Source organism: Streptomyces sp. NPDC001270 (assembly GCF_042896695.1).
GTDB lineage: Bacteria > Actinomycetota > Actinomycetes > Streptomycetales > Streptomycetaceae > Streptomyces.
In genome coordinates, this window is record NZ_JBIAXM010000040.1 from 32787 (window position 1) to 49696 (window position 16910).

14 protein-coding genes and 1 pseudogene are annotated in these 16910 nt (G+C 72.4%); 9 read left to right on the top strand and 6 right to left on the bottom strand.

Annotated elements, in window-relative coordinates:
• Both ACFY2B_RS39485 and ACFY2B_RS39490 read right to left on the bottom strand, forming a co-directional pair.
• A complete protein-coding gene (locus ACFY2B_RS39485; RefSeq protein WP_390767886.1) occupies positions 1-1215 on the bottom strand; it encodes a cytochrome P450 in 1215 nt (404 codons plus the stop codon).
• An 86-nt stretch (positions 1216-1301) separates the two neighbouring features.
• On the bottom strand, positions 1302-1493 hold the full coding sequence (locus tag ACFY2B_RS39490; protein ID WP_390767914.1) for a ferredoxin: 192 nt from the start codon (positions 1491-1493) through the stop codon (positions 1302-1304).
• Positions 1494-1840: 347 nt separating this feature from the next.
• Here ACFY2B_RS39490 and ACFY2B_RS39495 point away from each other — a divergent pair, with 347 nt between their 5' ends.
• Together ACFY2B_RS39495 and ACFY2B_RS39500 are read left to right on the top strand one after the other, a co-directional pair.
• Complete coding sequence (locus ACFY2B_RS39495; RefSeq protein WP_390767887.1) at positions 1841-2305, top strand: MarR family winged helix-turn-helix transcriptional regulator; 465 nt, start codon at positions 1841-1843, stop codon at positions 2303-2305.
• 346 nt (positions 2306-2651) lie between these two features.
• Complete coding sequence (locus ACFY2B_RS39500) at positions 2652-3584, top strand: LysR family transcriptional regulator (protein WP_390767888.1); 933 nt, start codon at positions 2652-2654, stop codon at positions 3582-3584.
• Between the two features lie 68 nt (positions 3585-3652).
• Here ACFY2B_RS39500 and ACFY2B_RS39505 read toward each other — a convergent pair whose 3' ends face one another.
• Positions 3653-5239, bottom strand: a complete 1587-nt coding sequence (locus ACFY2B_RS39505; protein ID WP_390767889.1) for a FadD7 family fatty acid--CoA ligase — start codon at positions 5237-5239, stop codon at positions 3653-3655.
• Positions 5240-5585: 346 nt separating this feature from the next.
• Between ACFY2B_RS39505 and oxc the strand changes: the two genes are divergently transcribed.
• The gene (gene oxc / locus ACFY2B_RS39510) at positions 5586-7331 is read left to right on the top strand and encodes an oxalyl-CoA decarboxylase (RefSeq protein WP_390767890.1); all 1746 of its coding nucleotides are present in this window, start codon (positions 5586-5588) and stop codon (positions 7329-7331) included.
• A gap of 55 nt (positions 7332-7386) precedes the next feature.
• Positions 7387-8643: a formyl-CoA transferase gene (gene frc, locus ACFY2B_RS39515; RefSeq protein WP_390767891.1), complete on the top strand. Its 1257-nt coding sequence runs from the start codon at positions 7387-7389 to the stop codon at positions 8641-8643.
• Positions 8644-8815: 172 nt separating this feature from the next.
• Here frc and ACFY2B_RS39520 read toward each other — a convergent pair whose 3' ends face one another.
• The gene (locus tag ACFY2B_RS39520; RefSeq protein ID WP_390767892.1) at positions 8816-9589 is read right to left on the bottom strand and encodes a class I SAM-dependent methyltransferase; all 774 of its coding nucleotides are present in this window, start codon (positions 9587-9589) and stop codon (positions 8816-8818) included.
• Positions 9590-9769: 180 nt separating this feature from the next.
• Positions 9770-10126, bottom strand: a pseudogene (locus ACFY2B_RS39525) (MFS transporter); the annotation flags it as partial.
• 62 nt (positions 10127-10188) lie between these two features.
• On the opposite strand from ACFY2B_RS39525, the gene ACFY2B_RS39530 reads away from it, so the two are divergent.
• Complete coding sequence (locus ACFY2B_RS39530) at positions 10189-11235, top strand: NAD(P)-dependent oxidoreductase (protein WP_390767915.1); 1047 nt, start codon at positions 10189-10191, stop codon at positions 11233-11235.
• A gap of 100 nt (positions 11236-11335) precedes the next feature.
• Here the strand turns inward: ACFY2B_RS39530 and ACFY2B_RS39535 are convergent, their stop codons facing one another.
• Positions 11336-11800 (bottom strand): hypothetical protein, encoded by a 465-nt coding sequence (locus ACFY2B_RS39535; RefSeq protein ID WP_390767893.1) that lies wholly within the window; start codon positions 11798-11800, stop codon positions 11336-11338.
• A 77-nt stretch (positions 11801-11877) separates the two neighbouring features.
• On the opposite strand from ACFY2B_RS39535, the gene ACFY2B_RS39540 reads away from it, so the two are divergent.
• The 4 genes from ACFY2B_RS39540 to ACFY2B_RS39555 all read left to right on the top strand — a co-directional run bounded on the left by ACFY2B_RS39540 (position 11878) and on the right by ACFY2B_RS39555 (position 16896).
• On the top strand, positions 11878-12525 hold the full coding sequence (locus tag ACFY2B_RS39540) for an HAD family hydrolase (protein ID WP_390767894.1): 648 nt from the start codon (positions 11878-11880) through the stop codon (positions 12523-12525).
• Between the two features lie 324 nt (positions 12526-12849).
• Entirely contained in the window at positions 12850-13950 is a 1101-nt protein-coding gene (locus ACFY2B_RS39545) for an LLM class flavin-dependent oxidoreductase (protein WP_390767895.1), read from the top strand.
• Entirely contained in the window at positions 13947-15347 is a 1401-nt protein-coding gene (locus ACFY2B_RS39550) for an NtaA/DmoA family FMN-dependent monooxygenase (protein WP_390767896.1), read from the top strand. The genes ACFY2B_RS39545 and ACFY2B_RS39550 overlap by 4 nt, the downstream gene beginning before the upstream one ends.
• A 271-nt stretch (positions 15348-15618) precedes the next feature.
• Positions 15619-16896 (top strand): ATP-binding protein, encoded by a 1278-nt coding sequence (locus ACFY2B_RS39555; protein ID WP_390767897.1) that lies wholly within the window; start codon positions 15619-15621, stop codon positions 16894-16896.
• The last annotated feature ends 14 nt before the right edge of the window (positions 16897-16910 follow it).

A 16910-nucleotide genomic window follows, 5' to 3' on the forward strand; every position in this document is an offset into this window, starting at 1 on the left:
TCACCAGGCGACGGGCAGCTCGTAGACGCCGTAGACGGCCATGTCGTCGCGGAAGGGGATCTCCGACAGCGACCGGTCCAGTCGCAGTCCCGGGAAGCGGCGGAGCAGGGCGGGGTAGGCGATCTGCAGTTCCAGCCGCGCGAGGTTCTGGCCGAGGCACTGGTGCGGGCCGGAACCGAAGGCGAGGTGCCGCCTGGCCTGGCGGTCGATGTCGAGCCGGTCCGGATCCTCGAAGATCTCCGGGTCCCGGTTGGCGACGTCGTTGGCGAGGATCACTCCCTCGCCCGCGTGGATGGTGTGCCCGTCCAGCTCGATGTCGGCCAGGGCGACGCGCCGTCGTCCCGAGTGCACGATGGTCAGATAGCGCAGCAGTTCCTCCACCGCTCCGGCCACCCGGTCGGGGCCCGCGTCCCGGACGGAGGCGAGCTGGTCGGGGTGCTGCAACAGGGCGCAGGTGCCCAGCGCGATCATGTTGGCCGTCGTCTCGTGGCCCGCGACCAGCAGCAGCCGGGCCTGCTTGGCGCACTCGTCGCGGTCGCTGGTGCCGGTGCGCAGGTACTGCACGGCGATCCGGCTGAGCAGGTCGGTGCCGGGATTCTTCTCCTTCGCCTCCACCAGGTCGCCGAGGTAGTCGACCATCTCCTGGGAGGCGGCCAGGGCCGCTTGCGGACTGCTCCGGGTGTCGATCATGACGGCGCTGGCCCGCTGGAAGAATTCGTGGTCCTCGTAGGGGACGCCGAGGAGTTCGCAGATGACCAGTGACGGGAGCGGCAGCGCGAACGCCGAGACCAGGTCGGCCGGCGGCCCGGCCTTCTCCATCGCGTCCAGCAGTTCGGCGACGATCGCCTCGATGCGCGGCCGCAGGGCCGCGACGCGCTTGACCGAGAAGTCGCCGGTGAACCTGCGGCGCTGTTCGCTGTGTTCGGGCTCGTCCATGGTCAGGAACGTCTGGTTGTGCAGGCGGGTGGCCTCCGCGGCGGGACTGATGCTCGGGTAGCCGGAGTTGCGGTTGTCGGCACTGATCCGCTGGTCGCGCAGGAGCGCCACCTGGTCCGTGTGCCGGGTCACCAGCCAGGCCGTCGCACCGTTCCACAGGCTGGTACGGGAGACCGGCTCCTCCTTGAGCAGCCGTGACCGGTTGGGGGGCGGGTCGAAGGGGCAGCCTGACGCGCGGCGTTCGGTATAGGCGTTGGGGGCGGTGGGCGTCTCGGTCATGTGGTTCCCTCCTCGGTGTGGCGACGAGCCGTTGCTCGCGGCGAACGACTCGACGGCGAGCGGTGTTCAGCGCCTCCTGGCGGGTGTCAGGACAGCGTGATCGCCGCCGCGGGGCAGACCTGCGCCGCCTCCTCGACGGCCTCGTGCATCTCGTCGGCCGGCTCGGCCTGCAGGAGCACCACGACTCCGTCCTCGTCCCGCTGGTCGAAGACCTGCGGGGCGACCAGCACGCACTGGCCTGCTGCGCAGCACTTCGCACCGTCCACGGCGACCTTCACGGCGATCTCCTCCAAATCGATGCACAATGCATTACTTAACGAAAGTAACTCGCCGCCGGGGACGTTACAACCACACGCCCCGGCCCGGCACCGGGCGTTTCCGGACATCCGTCGGCGAGACGCGAGAGCGAATGTTTCCGGACATTCGCAAGCGGCAACCGGGAAGGAACGCCGCGCACGGCCGACAGACGACGGGACTCCGGTCGGCACCGGCGCGCCGCCGCCCCTTCCCCGCCCGGGCGGGCCGTGGGTGGCGATGCCGACAGCGGGGCGCCGGTCCGGGTCCCTTGGAGTTCCGATGCCGGATGCTGGGCCCCGGATCGGGTGCCGTGCGGCATCATCTGAACGTGGAGCCCTCGAAAACCACCGACACGACGCCTCTCGACGACCTGTACGCCGCACTGGCCACGCTGGCGTACACGATGACCGGAAATCGTGCTCATGCCCGGCTGCGCCGGCAGGCAGGCGTTCCGGTCGACCGGGCATCCCTGGCCGTACTGCGGGTGCTGGCGGCCTCGCCGTCGCCGCTGCGTCTGGGCGAACTCGCCGACGCGCTCATGGTGAAGGCCCCGCACATCACCAGGGAGGTCCGCCGGCTGGAGGAACAGGGCCTGGTCGCCACCGTCCGTGAGCCGGGCGACCAGCGCGCCCGGCTCGCGGAGGCCACCGCGGAGGGCCGAGAAGCGGTCGTCCGCATCCAGGCGGCGGGCGAGCAGTGGCTCGCCGAGGCGCTGAAGGACTTCTCCGGGGAGGAACTGCGCAGCGCGGCGGCCGTGATCCGCACCATCGCCGACTACGTCCACACCTCCTAGGCGATCGGATCCGACACCCCCGGCGATCGAGTCCGACGCCGGTCAGAGCAGGTGGTGGCCCAGGGCCCACGCACCGCCGGGCCGGAACCGCGGCATCCGGGACCGCGCGCCACAGCCGGTTCACCGCCCCGCCCGGTCCCGGACAGATCCGGACGATCCACCATCGACCGATCACGGAGAGCGAGCGGAGGAAGCCACCAGGGGCGTTCGCGGCGCGGGCCGGAGTCCGCCGCGGGATGTCCGCCGCGTCGGCCTGCCCGTACCCGCAGGATGATGGGGAGGGATGGCCGGATTGATGGCATCCGCTTCACCGACGGCCACCGCCCCACGCAGGGAGGTCTCGCACATGTTGTTCCGGCAGCTGGAGTACTTCGTGGCAGTGGCGCGGGAGAAGCATTTCGCGCGGGCCGCCGAGGCTTGCTACGTGTCCCAGCCCGCGCTGTCGGCGGCCATCGCCAAGCTGGAGCGGGAACTGAACGTCACCCTGATCAACCGTGGCCACAACTACCAGGGCCTGACCCCGGAAGGGGAGCGGCTGGTGGTCTGGGCCAAGCGGATCCTCGCCGAGCACGACGCGTTCAAGGCCGAGGTGGCCGCCGTCCAGTCGGGGGTCACGGGGACGCTGCGGCTGGGCACCGAACCCACCTCGTCGACCACCGTGGCGCTGCCCGTGGCCGCCTTCTGCGCCGCGCATCCCCTGGCCAAGGTGCACATCTGCTCCCGGCTGCCGATCACCGACCTGGCCCGGCTGCTGCGGGAGTTCGAGCTGGACGCGGCGATCGGGCCGTTCCCGCCCGGGGAACGGGAAGGTCTGCTGACCGTGCCGCTGTACGAGGAACGCTATGTGCTGCTGGCTCCCGAGGACCGGCTGAAACCCGACATCCGCACGATGACCTGGGCGGAGGCGGCGCAGTTGCCGCTCGCGCTGCTCACGGAGGACATGAAGATCCGCCAGGTCATCGACGGCGCGCTGGCGAGCAGCGGGGTGGAGGTCACCGCCCAGGTGGAGACGGACTCGGTCGCCTCCCTGTACGCGCATGTGGGCGGTGGGGACTGGGCGAGCATCGTGCCGCACACCTGGCTGCGCGCGATGCCGGTGACCGGCCGGACGCGGGCCGTGCGGCTGGTCGAACCGGAGACCAGAGCGGAGGTCCTGGTGGGGATCAACGCGGCGGCCCCCGGGTCCCCGATCGCCCGGGCGTTCGTGAACGTGGCGACCCGCCTGTCACTGGACGACTTCTTCGACCGGCCGCTGACCGGCGAGGACCGCCTCGGGTGACCGACGAGAAACGCCTCGGGTGACGCGGGCGGGCGCGCGGGGCACCGGCACGCGTACCGGGACACGTGTCAGTGCGCGTACCGGTTCACCAGGGCCCGGCGGTCCAGCCCGCCCTTGGGGGTGTGCGGGAGTTCGGCGACGATCCGCAGCCGTTCGGGCATCTCGAAGGGAGCCAGCCGGGCGCGGCACTGGTCCAGGATCCGGTCCGGCTCGGTGTTCTCGCCCTCGCGCAGCACGACGGCGGCACCGACCCGCTGGCCGTAGGTGGCGTCGGCGACAGGGAACACGGCCGCTTCGGCGACACCCGGGCATCCGGCGAGGACGTCCTCGACCCGCTCCGGCGAGATCTTCTCACCGCCGCGGTTGATGAGGTTCTTGATCCGCCCGGTGAGGTACAGACAGCCGTCCGGATCGAGCAGGCCCAGGTCGCCGGTGCGGAACCAGCCGTCGGCGAAGTTGTGCGCGGTCTCGGCGGGGTTGGCGAGGTAGCCGCGCGCGACGGGCGGGCCGCTCACCCACACCTCGCCCGGCTCGCCGGGCGGACACGGGCGTCCGTCCGTGTCGACGATCCGCAGGTCCACCTCGGTCGCCGTACCGACCGATCCGCCCTTGCGGTGACCGTGCCGCGGCAGTGGCTCACTGGTCGTCTGGTGCGTGGACTCGGTCATTCCGTACGCGCTCAGCACCGGCGCGCCGAGCAGGTCCTCCAGCGCCCGGGCGGTGGCCGCGGGGAGCGGGGCGCTGCAACTGCGCGCGAACCTCAGCGGCTGCGCCTGCCGGCCCGGGTACTCCTGGTCCGCCCGCGCCAGCAGGATCTGGTGGATGGTCGGTACCGCCGTGTACCAGGTGGCGCGCGCGGCCCGCATGTCGTCCCAGAACGTGTGGGCCGAGAACCGGCCGCGTGCGGGCAGCAGGACCCGTCCGCCGCCGGCGAGTGAGGCCAGGAGCGCAGCGAACAGCCCGTGACCGTGGAACAGCGGCATCACCGCCACCGTCCCGTCGGCCGGGTCCAGCTCGTAGGTCGTGCAGACGCCGGTCACGCCGGCGACGACGTTGGCGTGGGTGAGCGGGACCATCTTCGCCCGGTCGGTGGTTCCGGCGGTGAACAGGACGAGGGTGTCGTGGCCGGTGAGTTCCGCGGCCGCTCCCTCGCCGCGCGGCGCCGGCCGCTCGGCGGCGTCCAGGGTCACCGTCGCGGTCCCGGACGGCAGGACCCGGACGCGCACCGGCCAGGCGGGCACCCGTGTCTCCCGCGGTCCGTCGGGGGCGGCGGGTCCGGTGAGGAGCGCCCGCGCGCCCAGCGCGGCCAGCCGCGCGGCCTTCTCGGGCCCGGGGAGCGCCGGATCCAGCGGGCTGGTCACCAGCCCGGCCCGCGCGGCGCCCAGCAGCGCGACGACGAATTCGACGGTGTTGGCGCAGACCAGGCCCACCGGGTCCCCGGGCCGCAGACCCGTGTCGGCAAGCCGCGCGGCCATGTCGGCGGCCAGGCCGTCGAGCACGGCGTAGGACAGCTGGACGTGGTCCGCGGTGACGATCAGCGCCGGTGCGCCGGGCCGCTCCCGGACGGATCCGGCGATCAGATCGGTCAGCCCGGTGATCGCGGGGGGCCGGTAGAGGGCCGTGGCAGCTGCGGATGCCGTGGCTGACGAGGCCATGGCCATCACCTCCTGGCTCCCGGTCACGGGGGGACGTCGCGGTGGACCGTGCGGCCACGTCCGCACCTGCGGGACCCGGCCTCCGCTGAGGACACGGCCTCATGCCGAGCCTGCGCCAGGCAGGGGCCACGGGTCCAATACGCAGCGGCGAACGACTGACACACGGCGCTTATCGACGCAGCGTGGCCGGGGTGCGCGGGTGCTCCGGGACTTCTTGACAGCTCTCGCTTATCAACCGGTCACCTACAGGTCTTGGACGCGGCTGCATGACCTGCCGAACAGTGGGGCAAAGCGGACGAAACCGGCACAAGGAGTACCGACCCCGCATCGCATGAGGAGTCTCGTCATGACCACCGCCCCCGCACCGCACACCCAACAGACCTCCGGCCGTGCCCCGGGACAGCTCACCGACGGCAACCACCTGGTCGTGGACGCGCTCCTGCGCAACGACGTCAAGACCATGTACGGAGTGGTCGGCATCCCGGTCACGGACCTCGCCCGTATCGCCCAGGCGTCGGGGATCCGGTTCATCGGCTTCCGTCACGAGAGCGACGCCGGGCACGCCGCGGCGGCGGCCGGATTCCTGACCGGCAAGCCGGGGGTGTGCCTGACCGTCTCCGGCCCGGGATTCCTCAACGGGCTCGTCGCGCTCGCCAACGCCACCACCAACTGCTTCCCGGTGGTACAGATCTCCGGATCCAGCGAGCGCGGCATCATCGACCTGCGACGCGGCGACTACGAGGAGATCGACCAGTTGGCCACGGCCCGGCCGTTGGTCAAGGCGGCGTACCGGATCGACCGCGCCGAGGACATCGGACGCGGGCTGGCCCGAGCGATCCGCACGGCGGTCTCCGGACGTCCAGGAGGGGTGTATCTCGACCTTCCGGCCGCGGTGCTCGGTGAGGTCATCGACGCGCGGAAGGCCGCCGAGTCGCTCCCCCGGATCGTCGACCCGGCGCCGCGCCAGCTCCCGCCGGTCAGCGCCGTGGATCGCGCGATCGATCTGCTCGCGGGCGCCGAACGGCCGCTGGTGGTGCTCGGCAAGGGCGCCGCGTACGCGCAGGCGGACGACGCGATCCGGGAATTCGTCGAGCGCAACGGCCTGCCGTTCCTGCCGATGTCGATGGCCAAGGGCCTGCTTCCCGACGACCACCCGCAGTCGGTGGCCACCGCCCGGTCGCTCGCCCTGCGCGAGGCCGACGTCGTCCTGCTCGTCGGCGCGCGCCTGAACTGGCTCCTCGGCCACGGCGAACCGCCGCAGTGGAGCCCGGACGCCCAGTTCATCCAGATCGACATCGATCCCACCGAACTGGACGGCAACCAGCCCATCGCCGCCCCTCTCGTCGGAGACGCGGCTTCGGTGATGGAACTGCTGGTCGAGCGGACCAAGCCGGGTCAGATCACGGTCCCTCAGGCGTGGCGGACACAGCTCGCGGCACGTTCGGCGCAGAACGTGACCACGATGTCCGGCCGCATCGAGGCGGCCGGGACCGCGCACCCGATGAAGTTCCTGGGCGCGTTGCAGGCGATCCGCGAGGTGCTGCGGGACCATCCCCGTGCCTACGTCGTCAACGAGGGTGCCAACGCGCTCGACATCGCCCGCAACGTGCTCGACATGCAGGTGCCGCGCCACCGGCTGGACTGCGGCACCTGGGGGATCATGGGCATCGGCATGGGATACGCCATCGCCGCGGCCGTCGAGACCGGCGATCCGGTCGTGGCCGTCGAGGGTGACAGCGCCTTCGGCTTCAGCGGCATGGAGCTGGAGACCGCCTGCCGCTACGGCCTGCCCATCGTCACCGTCATCCTCAACAACAGCGGTGTCTACCGCGGCGACGACGTCTCCACCACGTCGGACCCCGCGCCCACCGCGCTGCGGGCCCGGTACCACCTGATGATCGACGCCTTCGGCGGCCGGGGCTACCGGGCGACGACCCCCGCGGAGGTCTCCCGCGCGCTGCGCGAAGCTCTCGCCTCCGGCCGGCCGGCCCTCATCGACTGCGTGATCGACCCCACGGACGGCACCGAGAGCGGCCACCTGACCAACCTGAACCCCAAGGGAATCGACAGCACGGCCCGGCCGGCGGCCTGACGCCAGGACCCGCGCACGCCCCGCCGGCCGGACCGCACCAGAAAGGGAATCCGTCATGACCGAACTGCCACTGACCGGAATCAAAGTGATCGACTTCACCGGCGTGCAAGCGGGCCCGGCCTGCACCCAGATGCTCGCCTGGTTCGGCGCCGACGTCCTGAAGGTCGAGCGCATCACGGGCGGCGATGTGACGCGCCACCAGCTGCGCGACATACCCGACGTCGACGCGCTGTACTTCACCATGCTGAACAGCAACAAGCGCTCCCTGGCCATCAACACCCGCACGCCGGAGGGGAAGGAGGTCATGGAGAAGCTGATCCGCGAGGCCGACGTACTGGTGGAGAACTTCGCGCCGGGCGCCATGGACCGCATGGGCCTGTCCTGGGAGCACATCCACGAACTCAACCCCCGCCTGATCTTCGGCTCGGTCAAGGGGTTCAACGAGGACTCGCCGTGGAACGACCTCAAGGTCTACGAGAACGTGGCCCAGTGCGCCGGCGGAGCCGCCTCCACCACCGGTTTCTGGGACGGCCCGCCGACCGTCAGCGCGGCCGCCCTCGGCGACAGCAACACCGGCATGCACCTGCTCATCGGTGTCCTCACCGCGCTCATCTCCCGCGCCCGGACCGGAGAGGGCCAGAAGGTGTCGGTGTCCATGCAGGACGCCGTCCTCAACCTGCTGCGGGTCAAGCTCCGTGACCAGCAGCGCCTCGCCCACGTCGGTTTCCTGGACGAGTACCCGCAGTACCCGAACGGCGAGTTCGGCGACACCGTCCCGCGGGGCGGCAACGCGGGCGGCGGCGGTCAGCCCGGCTGGGTCCTGAAGTGCAAGGGGTGGCAGACCGACCCCAACGCGTACATCTACTTCACCATCCAGGAGCAGAACTGGACGCGGACCGCCGAGATCGTCGGCCACCCCGAGTGGGCCGACGACCCGGACTACAGCACCCCGGAGGCCCGTCAGCTGCGGATCTTCGACATCTTCGCGCAGATCGAGAAGTGGCTGGCCGACAAGACCAAGTACGAGGCAGTCAACATCCTGCGCAAGGCGGAGGTGCCCTGTGCTCCCGTGCTCAGCATGAAGGAGATCGCCGAGGACCCCGCGCTGCGCAAGAGCGGCACCGTGGTGGAAGTGGAGCAGAAGGAGCGCGGGACCTACCTGACGGTCGGCAGCCCGGTCAAGTTCTCCGGCTTCACCCCCGGCATCACGGGCGCCCCGCTGCTCGGCGAGCACACGGACGAGGTCCTGGCGGCCCTCGGCTACGACGCGGACACCATCGCCGCGATGCACACCGACCAGGTGGTCGCGTGAACCCGCCCGAGCCGCCCGGCCGCGGCGGGACCATGGGCCGGGGCCCGACACCTCGGCCCCGCACCGGAAGTTCAGGGGCGTCGCGGAGCACGTCACGAAGTTCGAGGGTGCGCCCCTGCCTCGCCCGGCTCGGCCACCACCCGTGTGCCCCGCGCCTGCTGACGCGGCTCCGCTACGCCGCGGGCCCGGCGACGAGCAGCCGGTAGCCGTAATCGACGGCGTCCCGGCCGAGCAGGTCCGCGTGGCGGCGGTGCCAGGCTCCCGAAGCCAGGTCGGCGCGCAGTCTCGCGATCGCCGGTTCGACCACGGACGGGGGCAGTTCGGCCAACGTGGAACTGGCCTGCCGGATGAGGGGGTCGAGATAGCGCTCCGGGCGCCGCCAGTGGGCGCCCTGGAAGCCGTCCGTGAAGTCGTGCGGAATGGCGAAGGGCAGGACGGTGTGCGCGTCGAGTGCTTCCGCCACCTCGGACAAGGGCGTGAAACGGGCGTGGTCGAGCTGCCGGACCTCGGGCAGGTACTCCTCGACGAGCCACAGCTCGGGCCGGTGCCCGGGGTCCCAGGTGAAGACGGCCTGCCGCCGGGAGACCCGCCGCAGTTCGCTGAGGCCGCGGCGCGGATCGGGCCAGTGGTGCACCGTCAGCACCGCCATCGCGGCGTCGAACGCGCCGTCCTCGAAGGGCAGTTCCTCCGCTCGGGCCAGGACCTTCCGGGGACCCGGATGCTGGTCGAGCATGACCTGTGAAGGGTCCACCGCGGTGACGTCCGCGTCGGCCGGCTCGTAGGAACCGGCGCCCGCCCCGACGTTGACGACCGTACGGGCTCCGCTCAGCGCCTCGTGGATCAGGGCGGCCAGCCGCGGGTCGGGACGGCGCACCTGGTCGTAGCCGATGCCGATGCGGTCGTACGTCGCGGTCGCCGGGGTTCCCCCGGTCGCAGAAGCGGTCATGTGCCCGATCCCCTCAGCCGATCAGCATCCCGGCGAGAGATCCTACCGGCGGACGAACGCCTTGTACCGAGGGATGAACGCCGAAGAACGAACGCCGAGGGATGAACGCCGAGGGACAGGTTCCCGCGGCGCTTGCGTGAGGACATGTTCCCGTGGCCCCTCCCGGTACGGCTCCGTCGGTCAGCCGCCGGCGCCGGACGGTGCGTGGCCCGTGGCGGCCGCGGGCCGGGGCACGGCGGGCTCGGGCAGGGCGCGGAACAGCAGCCAGCACAGCACGGGCATCAGGATGAGCGGTGCCAGGGAGGTCCGTACGGACGTCGCGTCGGCGAGGCTGCCGATCGCGGGGCTCACCAGACCGCCGACGCTGACGGCCAGGCCGAGGGTGATCCCGCTGGCGGTGCCCACCCGGGAGGGCAGGTAGTCCTGGCCGAGCGTGACCTGGAGCGAGAACGGGACGTACAGGGCCATCGAGGTCAGGGCCACGCACAGGTACAGAGCGGGGCCCGGCACGAACACCACTCCGGCGACCGACGCGACGTCGCCCCGGTCCGGCTCGCGGGAGGCAGTAGGGTCCGTCCGGGAGGGATCAAGTGGCACGCATGCGAGTCCTGTTGCTGGACGCCGCGCCCGGTCGGCTGCTCGACCGGGAGCTGGAACGTCTGCTCGGCCACGGGCTGGCCGTCACGCTGAACCTGCGGAGGGTGGCCGACCGGGCTGCGGCGCGGGCGGCCTGGGACGGCCGGGTGGACTTCACCGACTTCGACGCGTTCGACGAGCCCGCCCTGATCACGCAGACCGTCCGGGACGGGCTCGGACACCACGCGGTCAAGTCGCGTGCGGGGGTGCCGCTGCGTACCGCTTTCCTCGCCGCGGCGACCGACCCCGCGCTCGTCAACCGGCTGCGGGTGGTGGGCCGGGCCGGAGCGGGCACCGACCATGTCGAGCTGGCGGCCGCCGCCCGGCACGAAGTGGCCGTCACCCACACCCCTGGCTCCAACGCGCAGGCGGTCGCGGAGTTCGCCCTGGCGCAGCTGCTCGCCCTGGTCCGCGGCCTTCCGGCCCACCACGAGGCCGCGCACCGAGGCCGCTGGAGCACACCGGCCCCCGCGGTGGAACTGCCCGAACTGACCCTGGGCATCGTCGGACTGGGCCGGACCGGCATGGCACTGGCCGACCGGGCGAGGGCACTGGGCATGCCGGTGCAGGCGCTGTCGCGGCGACCGCACGAGACCTCCGTGCCCCGGGCCGCGTCCCTCGACACCCTGCTGGCCACGAGCGACGTGGTCTCCCTGCACGTGCCGCTGACGCCGCACACCCGCGGCCTGATCGGCCGTACGGAGCTGGCGAGGATGCGGCCGGGGTCGATCCTGCTGAACACCGCCCGGGGCGGGATCGTCGACGAGCAGGCGCTGGCCGACGCGCTGCGCGATCCGGCGCATCCGCTCGCCGCGGCGGCCGTCGACACCTTCGTCCACGAGCACGACGCCTTCGCCTCACCGCTGTGCGGCTCGCCGAACGCCCTGCTCACCCCGCATGTCGCCGGCATGACGCGCGGCGCCATGGCGACCGCCGCGATCCGCTGCGCCGACCACATCGCGGCCCTCCTCGACGGCCGCCCGGACGGGGTGCCGGTGGTGACCGTCTGACCAAGCGCCGGCCGCCTTCCGGCCCGCACCGGAGGGACCGGACCCGTACCCGCCGGACCGGAGGGGCGCGCACCCGGCACCCGGCGATCGGCGCGCGGCGTCAGCCGAGGACGTGCCGCAGCCGGTCGCAGATCCGCTCGACCTCCGCGGCCTCGGGGAAGCACCCCGCCGCGCCCATGGCCGTCTGCAACGCGGGACCGAAGGCTTCGAACCGGGCCAGGTGTTCGCGCCCGACGGGTTGCACGACGAAGTGGATGTGGCCGGGGACCCCGCCGGCATGCGACCACAGGCACACGTACACCTGCTCGGGCGCCGTCACCTCGGTGACGGCGGCGCTCACCCGCTGCAGCAGCGGCCCCAGTTCGGCGGACTCCCGCGCGGTCAACTCGGCGACGTGCACGACATGACGGACCGGCTTGACCACGACGGTGCCCAGGCCCAGCGGCCCCACACAGTGCTCGACGGCCCAGAACCGGGTGCGCAGCACGCTTCCACCGGGCAGCGGCGCCCTGCCCGCCATGAGGTCACACGCCAGGCACCCACCGCGGTCGACGTCCCCACCCACCGCTGCTCCCTGTTCCCGGACGTCCGCCGTCCCGTCAGGCGGGAAAATGGCGCCGTGTCCGTGGTCTACTGCCGGTCATGCCCTTGCTGTTGCTGGACCTGGACAACACCCTGGTGGACCGCGACGCCGCCTTCCGCGGCGCCGTCGCCGACTTCTTCACCGAGCACGGGCTGCCCGTCTCGGACCTCCCCTGGGTGATGAGCGTCGACGCCAGCGGTTATACCCCACGTCCCGAGGTCGCCGCAGCCCTCGTCGGCCGGTATGGCGACATCGTGCCCGTCGCCGCCGTCCGTGCCCTCCTCGACACCGGCTCCGCCGCTCGCGTCGTCCTGGCCGATGCCACCCGCCGAGCGCTGGACGAGGCCGGGGCCGACGGCTGGACCTGCGTCATCGTCACCAACGGCCGCACCGCACAGCAGGAAACGAAGATCCGCAACACCGGACTCGACGCGTTGGTCCACGGATGGGTCGTCTCCGAGAGCGTCGGCCACAAGAAGCCGGCGTCCGAGATCTTTCACGCGGCGGCGGCAGTGGCGGGCATCCCCCTGTCCGGGGCGTGGGTCATCGGTGATTCAGCGCACGCCGACATCGCGGGGGCCGACGCGCTCGGCCTGCGCAGCGTCTGGGTGTCCGCCGGCAGGCCCTGGCCCCGGCAGCCCTTCGCACCCACCCACGTCGCCCACGACGTCGCCTCGGCGATCCGGCACGCCCTCGGGAGCCCATGACCGGGCGCCACCCCACCGTCCGGGCGGTCGCATCCGGCGCCCTTGACAGGCGCACCGGCCGACGACGTACGTTGAGGCTGCTGCTCGGCGTACGCCGAGCTTGCGGCTTCCGGACGGGTGGAGGACTTCGATGCGGCGACCTGGCGTGGCACCGCACGGTGTCCGCACGGGCATGCGTCTGATCACCCGGCGGCACGTCGACTACTGCCGTACGTCCTCCGCGGTCTGTCCTTCCGTACACGTCTGACCCGGCCGGCCCGCCTCGCCGGCCGTCCCGTCGTGGCCTCGTGGCCGTCCGACCCCGTGTTCCCGGAAGGATCACCCATGTCCGGTTCCGCCCTGCGCCTCGCCGTCGAACTCGACGGCGAAGGCGCCCATCCCGCGGCCTGGCGCCGCGCCGCGCACTCCCCCGACCAGCTCCTCACCCCGCGCCGGGTGGCCCACGTCGCCGCCGTGGCCGAGAACGCCGGGTTCACCCTCGTCACCCTGGACGACGGCGTGCTGCCGCCGGATGCCGCGCCGAACCCGGTGGGACGCATCGGCGCGGTGGAGCGCGCGGCGTTCGTCGCCGCGTCCACGAGCACCATCGGTATCGCCCCGGTCGTACCGGTCACGTACGCCGAACCCTTCCACGTCGCCGGTCAGCTGGCGTCCCTGGACCACATCTCGGCGGGCCGGGCCGGGTGGGTGGTGGCGGAAGAGGACCGTCCGGAGGCGGCCCGCGTCTGGGGGCGTCCCTTGGTCGCCGACGCCGTCGCGCGGGCGCGGGAGTCCCGCGACGGTGTGGAGGTGGCCCGCGCCCTGTGGGACTCGTGGGAGGACGACGCGGTCATCCGGTCCGTGGCCACCAGCCGCTACCTCGACCGCGACCGCCTCCACTACATCGACTTCACCGGAGAGACGTACGCGGTCAAAGGCCCGGCGATCGTGCCGCGCCCGCCCCAGGGACAGCTCGTCGTCCTGGGCCGGCCGGACACGGTTCCCGCCGACCGGCTCGACGTCGCCCTGGTCGCGGGCCGTGACCTCACGACGGTCGCCACCTCCGCCGCTGCCGCCGGCGCTCCGCTCGCCTTCGCCGAGGTCGAGGTCGCCCTGGACACCCCGGACGCCACCGGCGCGCAGCGCCTGGCGGACCTGGAACGGCACGCGCCGTGGCCCGACCGCGGACGGCTGCGGCTGACGGGCTCCGCCGCTCGGCTGGTGGCGCTGCTGGAGGAGTTGCGCGAATTCGTCGACGGCGTACGGCTGCATCCGCTGGTACTGGACGAGGACCTTCCCGTGCTCTCCCGCGAGGTCCTGCCCGCACTCGTCGAACGGCGGCTGCTCGCCCGCCCGCTGCCCGGAACGACCCTGCGCTCGGCGCTGGGTCTGCGGCGCCCCGCCAACCGTTTCGCCGCCGCGGCCGTCCGGGAGGAGACCCGATGACCCGCACCGACCCCTTCGACGTCCCCCGGCCGCACGCCCAGCTCCACCTCGGTGTGTTCTTCCAGGGCGTCAACCACTGGACCATCTGGTCCGCCCCCGAGAGCGGCTCCCAGATCGACCCGGCTTCCTTCCTCCGGGTCGCCCGGACGGCCGAGCGGGGCCTGTTCGACGCGTTCTTCCTCGGTGAGGGACTGCGTCTGCGGGAGGTGGACGGCCGTATCCACGACCTCGACGTGGCCGGACGGCCGGACGCCATCACCCAGCTCGCCGCGCTGGCCGCGGTCACCCGCAGGATCGGCCTGGTCAGCACCTCCAACTCGACCTTCAACGAACCCGCCGATCTCGCCCGTCGCCTCTCCGGCCTCGACCTGCTGTCCGAGGGCCGGGCCGGCTGGAACGTGGTGACCACGGACAACGCCTGGACCGGTGCGAACTTCCGCCGTGGCGGCTACCTCGACCACGCCGACCGTTACCGGCGTGCCGAGGAGTTCCTCACCGTGGCCCGCGCCCTCTGGGACGGCTGGGACGACGGGGCCGTCGCCGGTTCCACGGGCGCCCCCGCGTGGTCGTCGCCCGCCGCCGTGCGCCGGGTGCGGCACCGTGGAGCGCAGTTCGACGTCGACCTCGTACCGACCCTGCCGCGCAGCGCCCAGGGGCATCCCGTCGTCTTCCAGGCCGGTGATTCCGCCGAGGGACGTGACTTCGCCGCCCGCAACGCCGATGTCATCTTCTCCGCCCACGGCACGGACTTCGACGACGCGCTCGGCTTCGCCGAGGACATCCGGCGCCGGCTGCGGGCCGCCGGGCGGCCCGACGACGACCTGCGCATACTGCCCGGCACCGAGATCGTGCTGGGCACCACCGAGGAAGAGGCCCAAGAGAAGAAGCGCTGGATCCGGTTGCAGCAGGTCACACCCGCCACCGCGCTGGGGATCGCCGGACTGCTGTGGGGCCTCGACCTGTCCGACCGCGACGCCGACGGACCGCTGCCGAAGGAGGATCCGGTCGTCGCCGAGAACGACGGTTCCTTCGGCGCGCGACGCGTCGCCGACCCGCGGACGGTCGTGGCCGAGTGGCGTGCGAAGGCCGAGGCACACGGTTGGTCGCTGCGGGAGACGGTCATCGAACTCGGCCCGCAGCGCGGGCACGTCGGCACCCCGTCCGGCCTCGCCGACAAGTTCGTCCACTTCGTGCGGCACGGTGCGCTCGACGGCTTCAACGTCACGCCGTACCTGATCCCGGACGGTCTCGACGACATCGTCGACCGGCTCGTGCCGGAACTCCAGGAACGCGGCGTCTACCGCACCGAGTACACGGGTACGACGCTGCGCTCCCACCTCGGACTGCGCGCACCCCTCACCCATCGGTCCGCAGCCGGCCGGCGGCAGGCGGGCTGACGGGCCGGAGCCGGGACGGACCGGGGCACCCGGTCGGTCGGAGGACCGCCGGGAGAGGACCCGGCTCCGGCCCGTCCGCACGCCACGGACAGGTCATGGCCGCCGCCCGTCCTCGCGGGCCCGGGGCCGCGGGCGACGGTCTGTCGACCGCCACCGCGCCGCTTCCGCGCGTCCCTGCCCCGGTGCTTCCCGGCGCCCGGGAACCGCTGGGTTCGGCACGGGCGCGCTCGCGGGTGACAATGGGGGGCACGGGACCGGGTGAGGTGAGGGCATGCCCGCATGGCATCTGCGTGACTATCACGACGACGATCTCGACCAGGCCGTCCAGATCTGGGACCAGAGCCGCCGGGCCGGCGAGGACCGGGTGTTCCCGGTCTCCGAGGTGATGGCCGCGGCCAAGACCAGCCAGACGGCGGTGGTCGCGGAGGTCGGCGACGAACTGGTGGGCCTGGCCGTGGCACAGGCGCACGACAAGCGGGCGTGGATCCTCCTGGTGGCGCTCGCCGCCCGCTGGCGCGAACGGGGCATCGGCAGTGCGCTCCTCACCGAGCTGGAACGGCGCCTGAGGGCGCTGGGCATCCGTCACGTCGGCGCCCTGCTGCCCGCGCACGCGGCCGGGTCGAAGGCGCTGGAGAACTCCGGCTACCGGTCCCGCGACGACCTGATCTTCTACGAGAAGCTCGAACCGCCCGGCACCGCCAATTCCGACGTCATCGCGGCGCTGGGCGGCCGTATGCTGCCCGCAGGTCTGTGGAACGCCATGGCCGGGATGGAACGCGAGAAGCAGGTCGTCGAACGCCGCGTCGTGCTCCCGCTGACCGAGCCGACGCTGGCCGACCGCTACGGTGTCGTCCCGCCCAAGGCGGTCATCCTGTTCGGACCGCCGGGCACCGGTAAGACCAGTTTCGCCAAGGCGGTGGCCTCGCGGCTCGGCTGGCCGTTCGTGGAACTGTTCCCGTCCCGGCTCGCGGCCGACACGAGCGAGGGGCTCGCCGCGGCGCTGCGGGAGGTCTTCGCGGACCTGGCGGAACTGGACTCGGTGCTTCTCTTCATCGACGAGGTCGAGGAGATCGCCGGCGTGCGGTCCGGGAAGGCGGTGGATCCGGGGCACGGCGTGACCAACGAACTGCTCAAACTCATCCCCGTCTTCCGCGAGCACGACGAACGGCTGCTGATCTGCACGACCAACTCCGTACGCTCGCTCGACCCGGCTTTCCTACGGCCGGGCCGGTTCGACTACGTCATCCCGATCGGCACGCCGGACCGTACCGCGCGGGCTGCCATCTGGAACCGCTACCTGGGCGCCTCCGGTGGCGCGGTGGATGTGCCCCGGCTGGTCGAGGCCAGTGAGCTGTTCACGCCCGCGGACATCGAATTCGCCGCCCGCAAGGGCGCGCAGGCCGCGTTCGAGCGCGAGGTCATCGACCCTCAGGGCCGCCCCGCCTGCACCGAGGACTACCTGACCGCCATCGCCGACACCCGGCCGACGCTCACCGCGCGGGCGGTGCAGGAGTTCACCGAGGACATCGAGCAGTACAGCCGCCTGTGACACCGGCCCGGGCC

Coding starts and splice junctions, on each gene's coding strand:
- frc (WP_390767891.1), top strand. CDS start 7,387: ATGACCGAACTGCCACTGACCGGAATCAAAGTGATCGACTTCACCGGC.
- ACFY2B_RS39545 (WP_390767895.1), top strand. CDS start 12,850: ATGTCCGGTTCCGCCCTGCGCCTCGCCGTCGAACTCGACGGCGAAGGC.
- ACFY2B_RS39500 (WP_390767888.1), top strand. CDS start 2,652: ATGTTGTTCCGGCAGCTGGAGTACTTCGTGGCAGTGGCGCGGGAGAAG.
- ACFY2B_RS39555 (WP_390767897.1), top strand. CDS start 15,619: ATGCCCGCATGGCATCTGCGTGACTATCACGACGACGATCTCGACCAG.
- ACFY2B_RS39540 (WP_390767894.1), top strand. CDS start 11,878: ATGCCCTTGCTGTTGCTGGACCTGGACAACACCCTGGTGGACCGCGAC.
- ACFY2B_RS39520 (WP_390767892.1), bottom strand. CDS start 9,589: ATGACCGCTTCTGCGACCGGGGGAACCCCGGCGACCGCGACGTACGAC.
- ACFY2B_RS39530 (WP_390767915.1), top strand. CDS start 10,189: ATGCGAGTCCTGTTGCTGGACGCCGCGCCCGGTCGGCTGCTCGACCGG.
- ACFY2B_RS39550 (WP_390767896.1), top strand. CDS start 13,947: ATGACCCGCACCGACCCCTTCGACGTCCCCCGGCCGCACGCCCAGCTC.
- oxc (WP_390767890.1), top strand. CDS start 5,586: ATGACCACCGCCCCCGCACCGCACACCCAACAGACCTCCGGCCGTGCC.
- ACFY2B_RS39505 (WP_390767889.1), bottom strand. CDS start 5,239: ATGGCCTCGTCAGCCACGGCATCCGCAGCTGCCACGGCCCTCTACCGG.
- ACFY2B_RS39485 (WP_390767886.1), bottom strand. CDS start 1,215: ATGACCGAGACGCCCACCGCCCCCAACGCCTATACCGAACGCCGCGCG.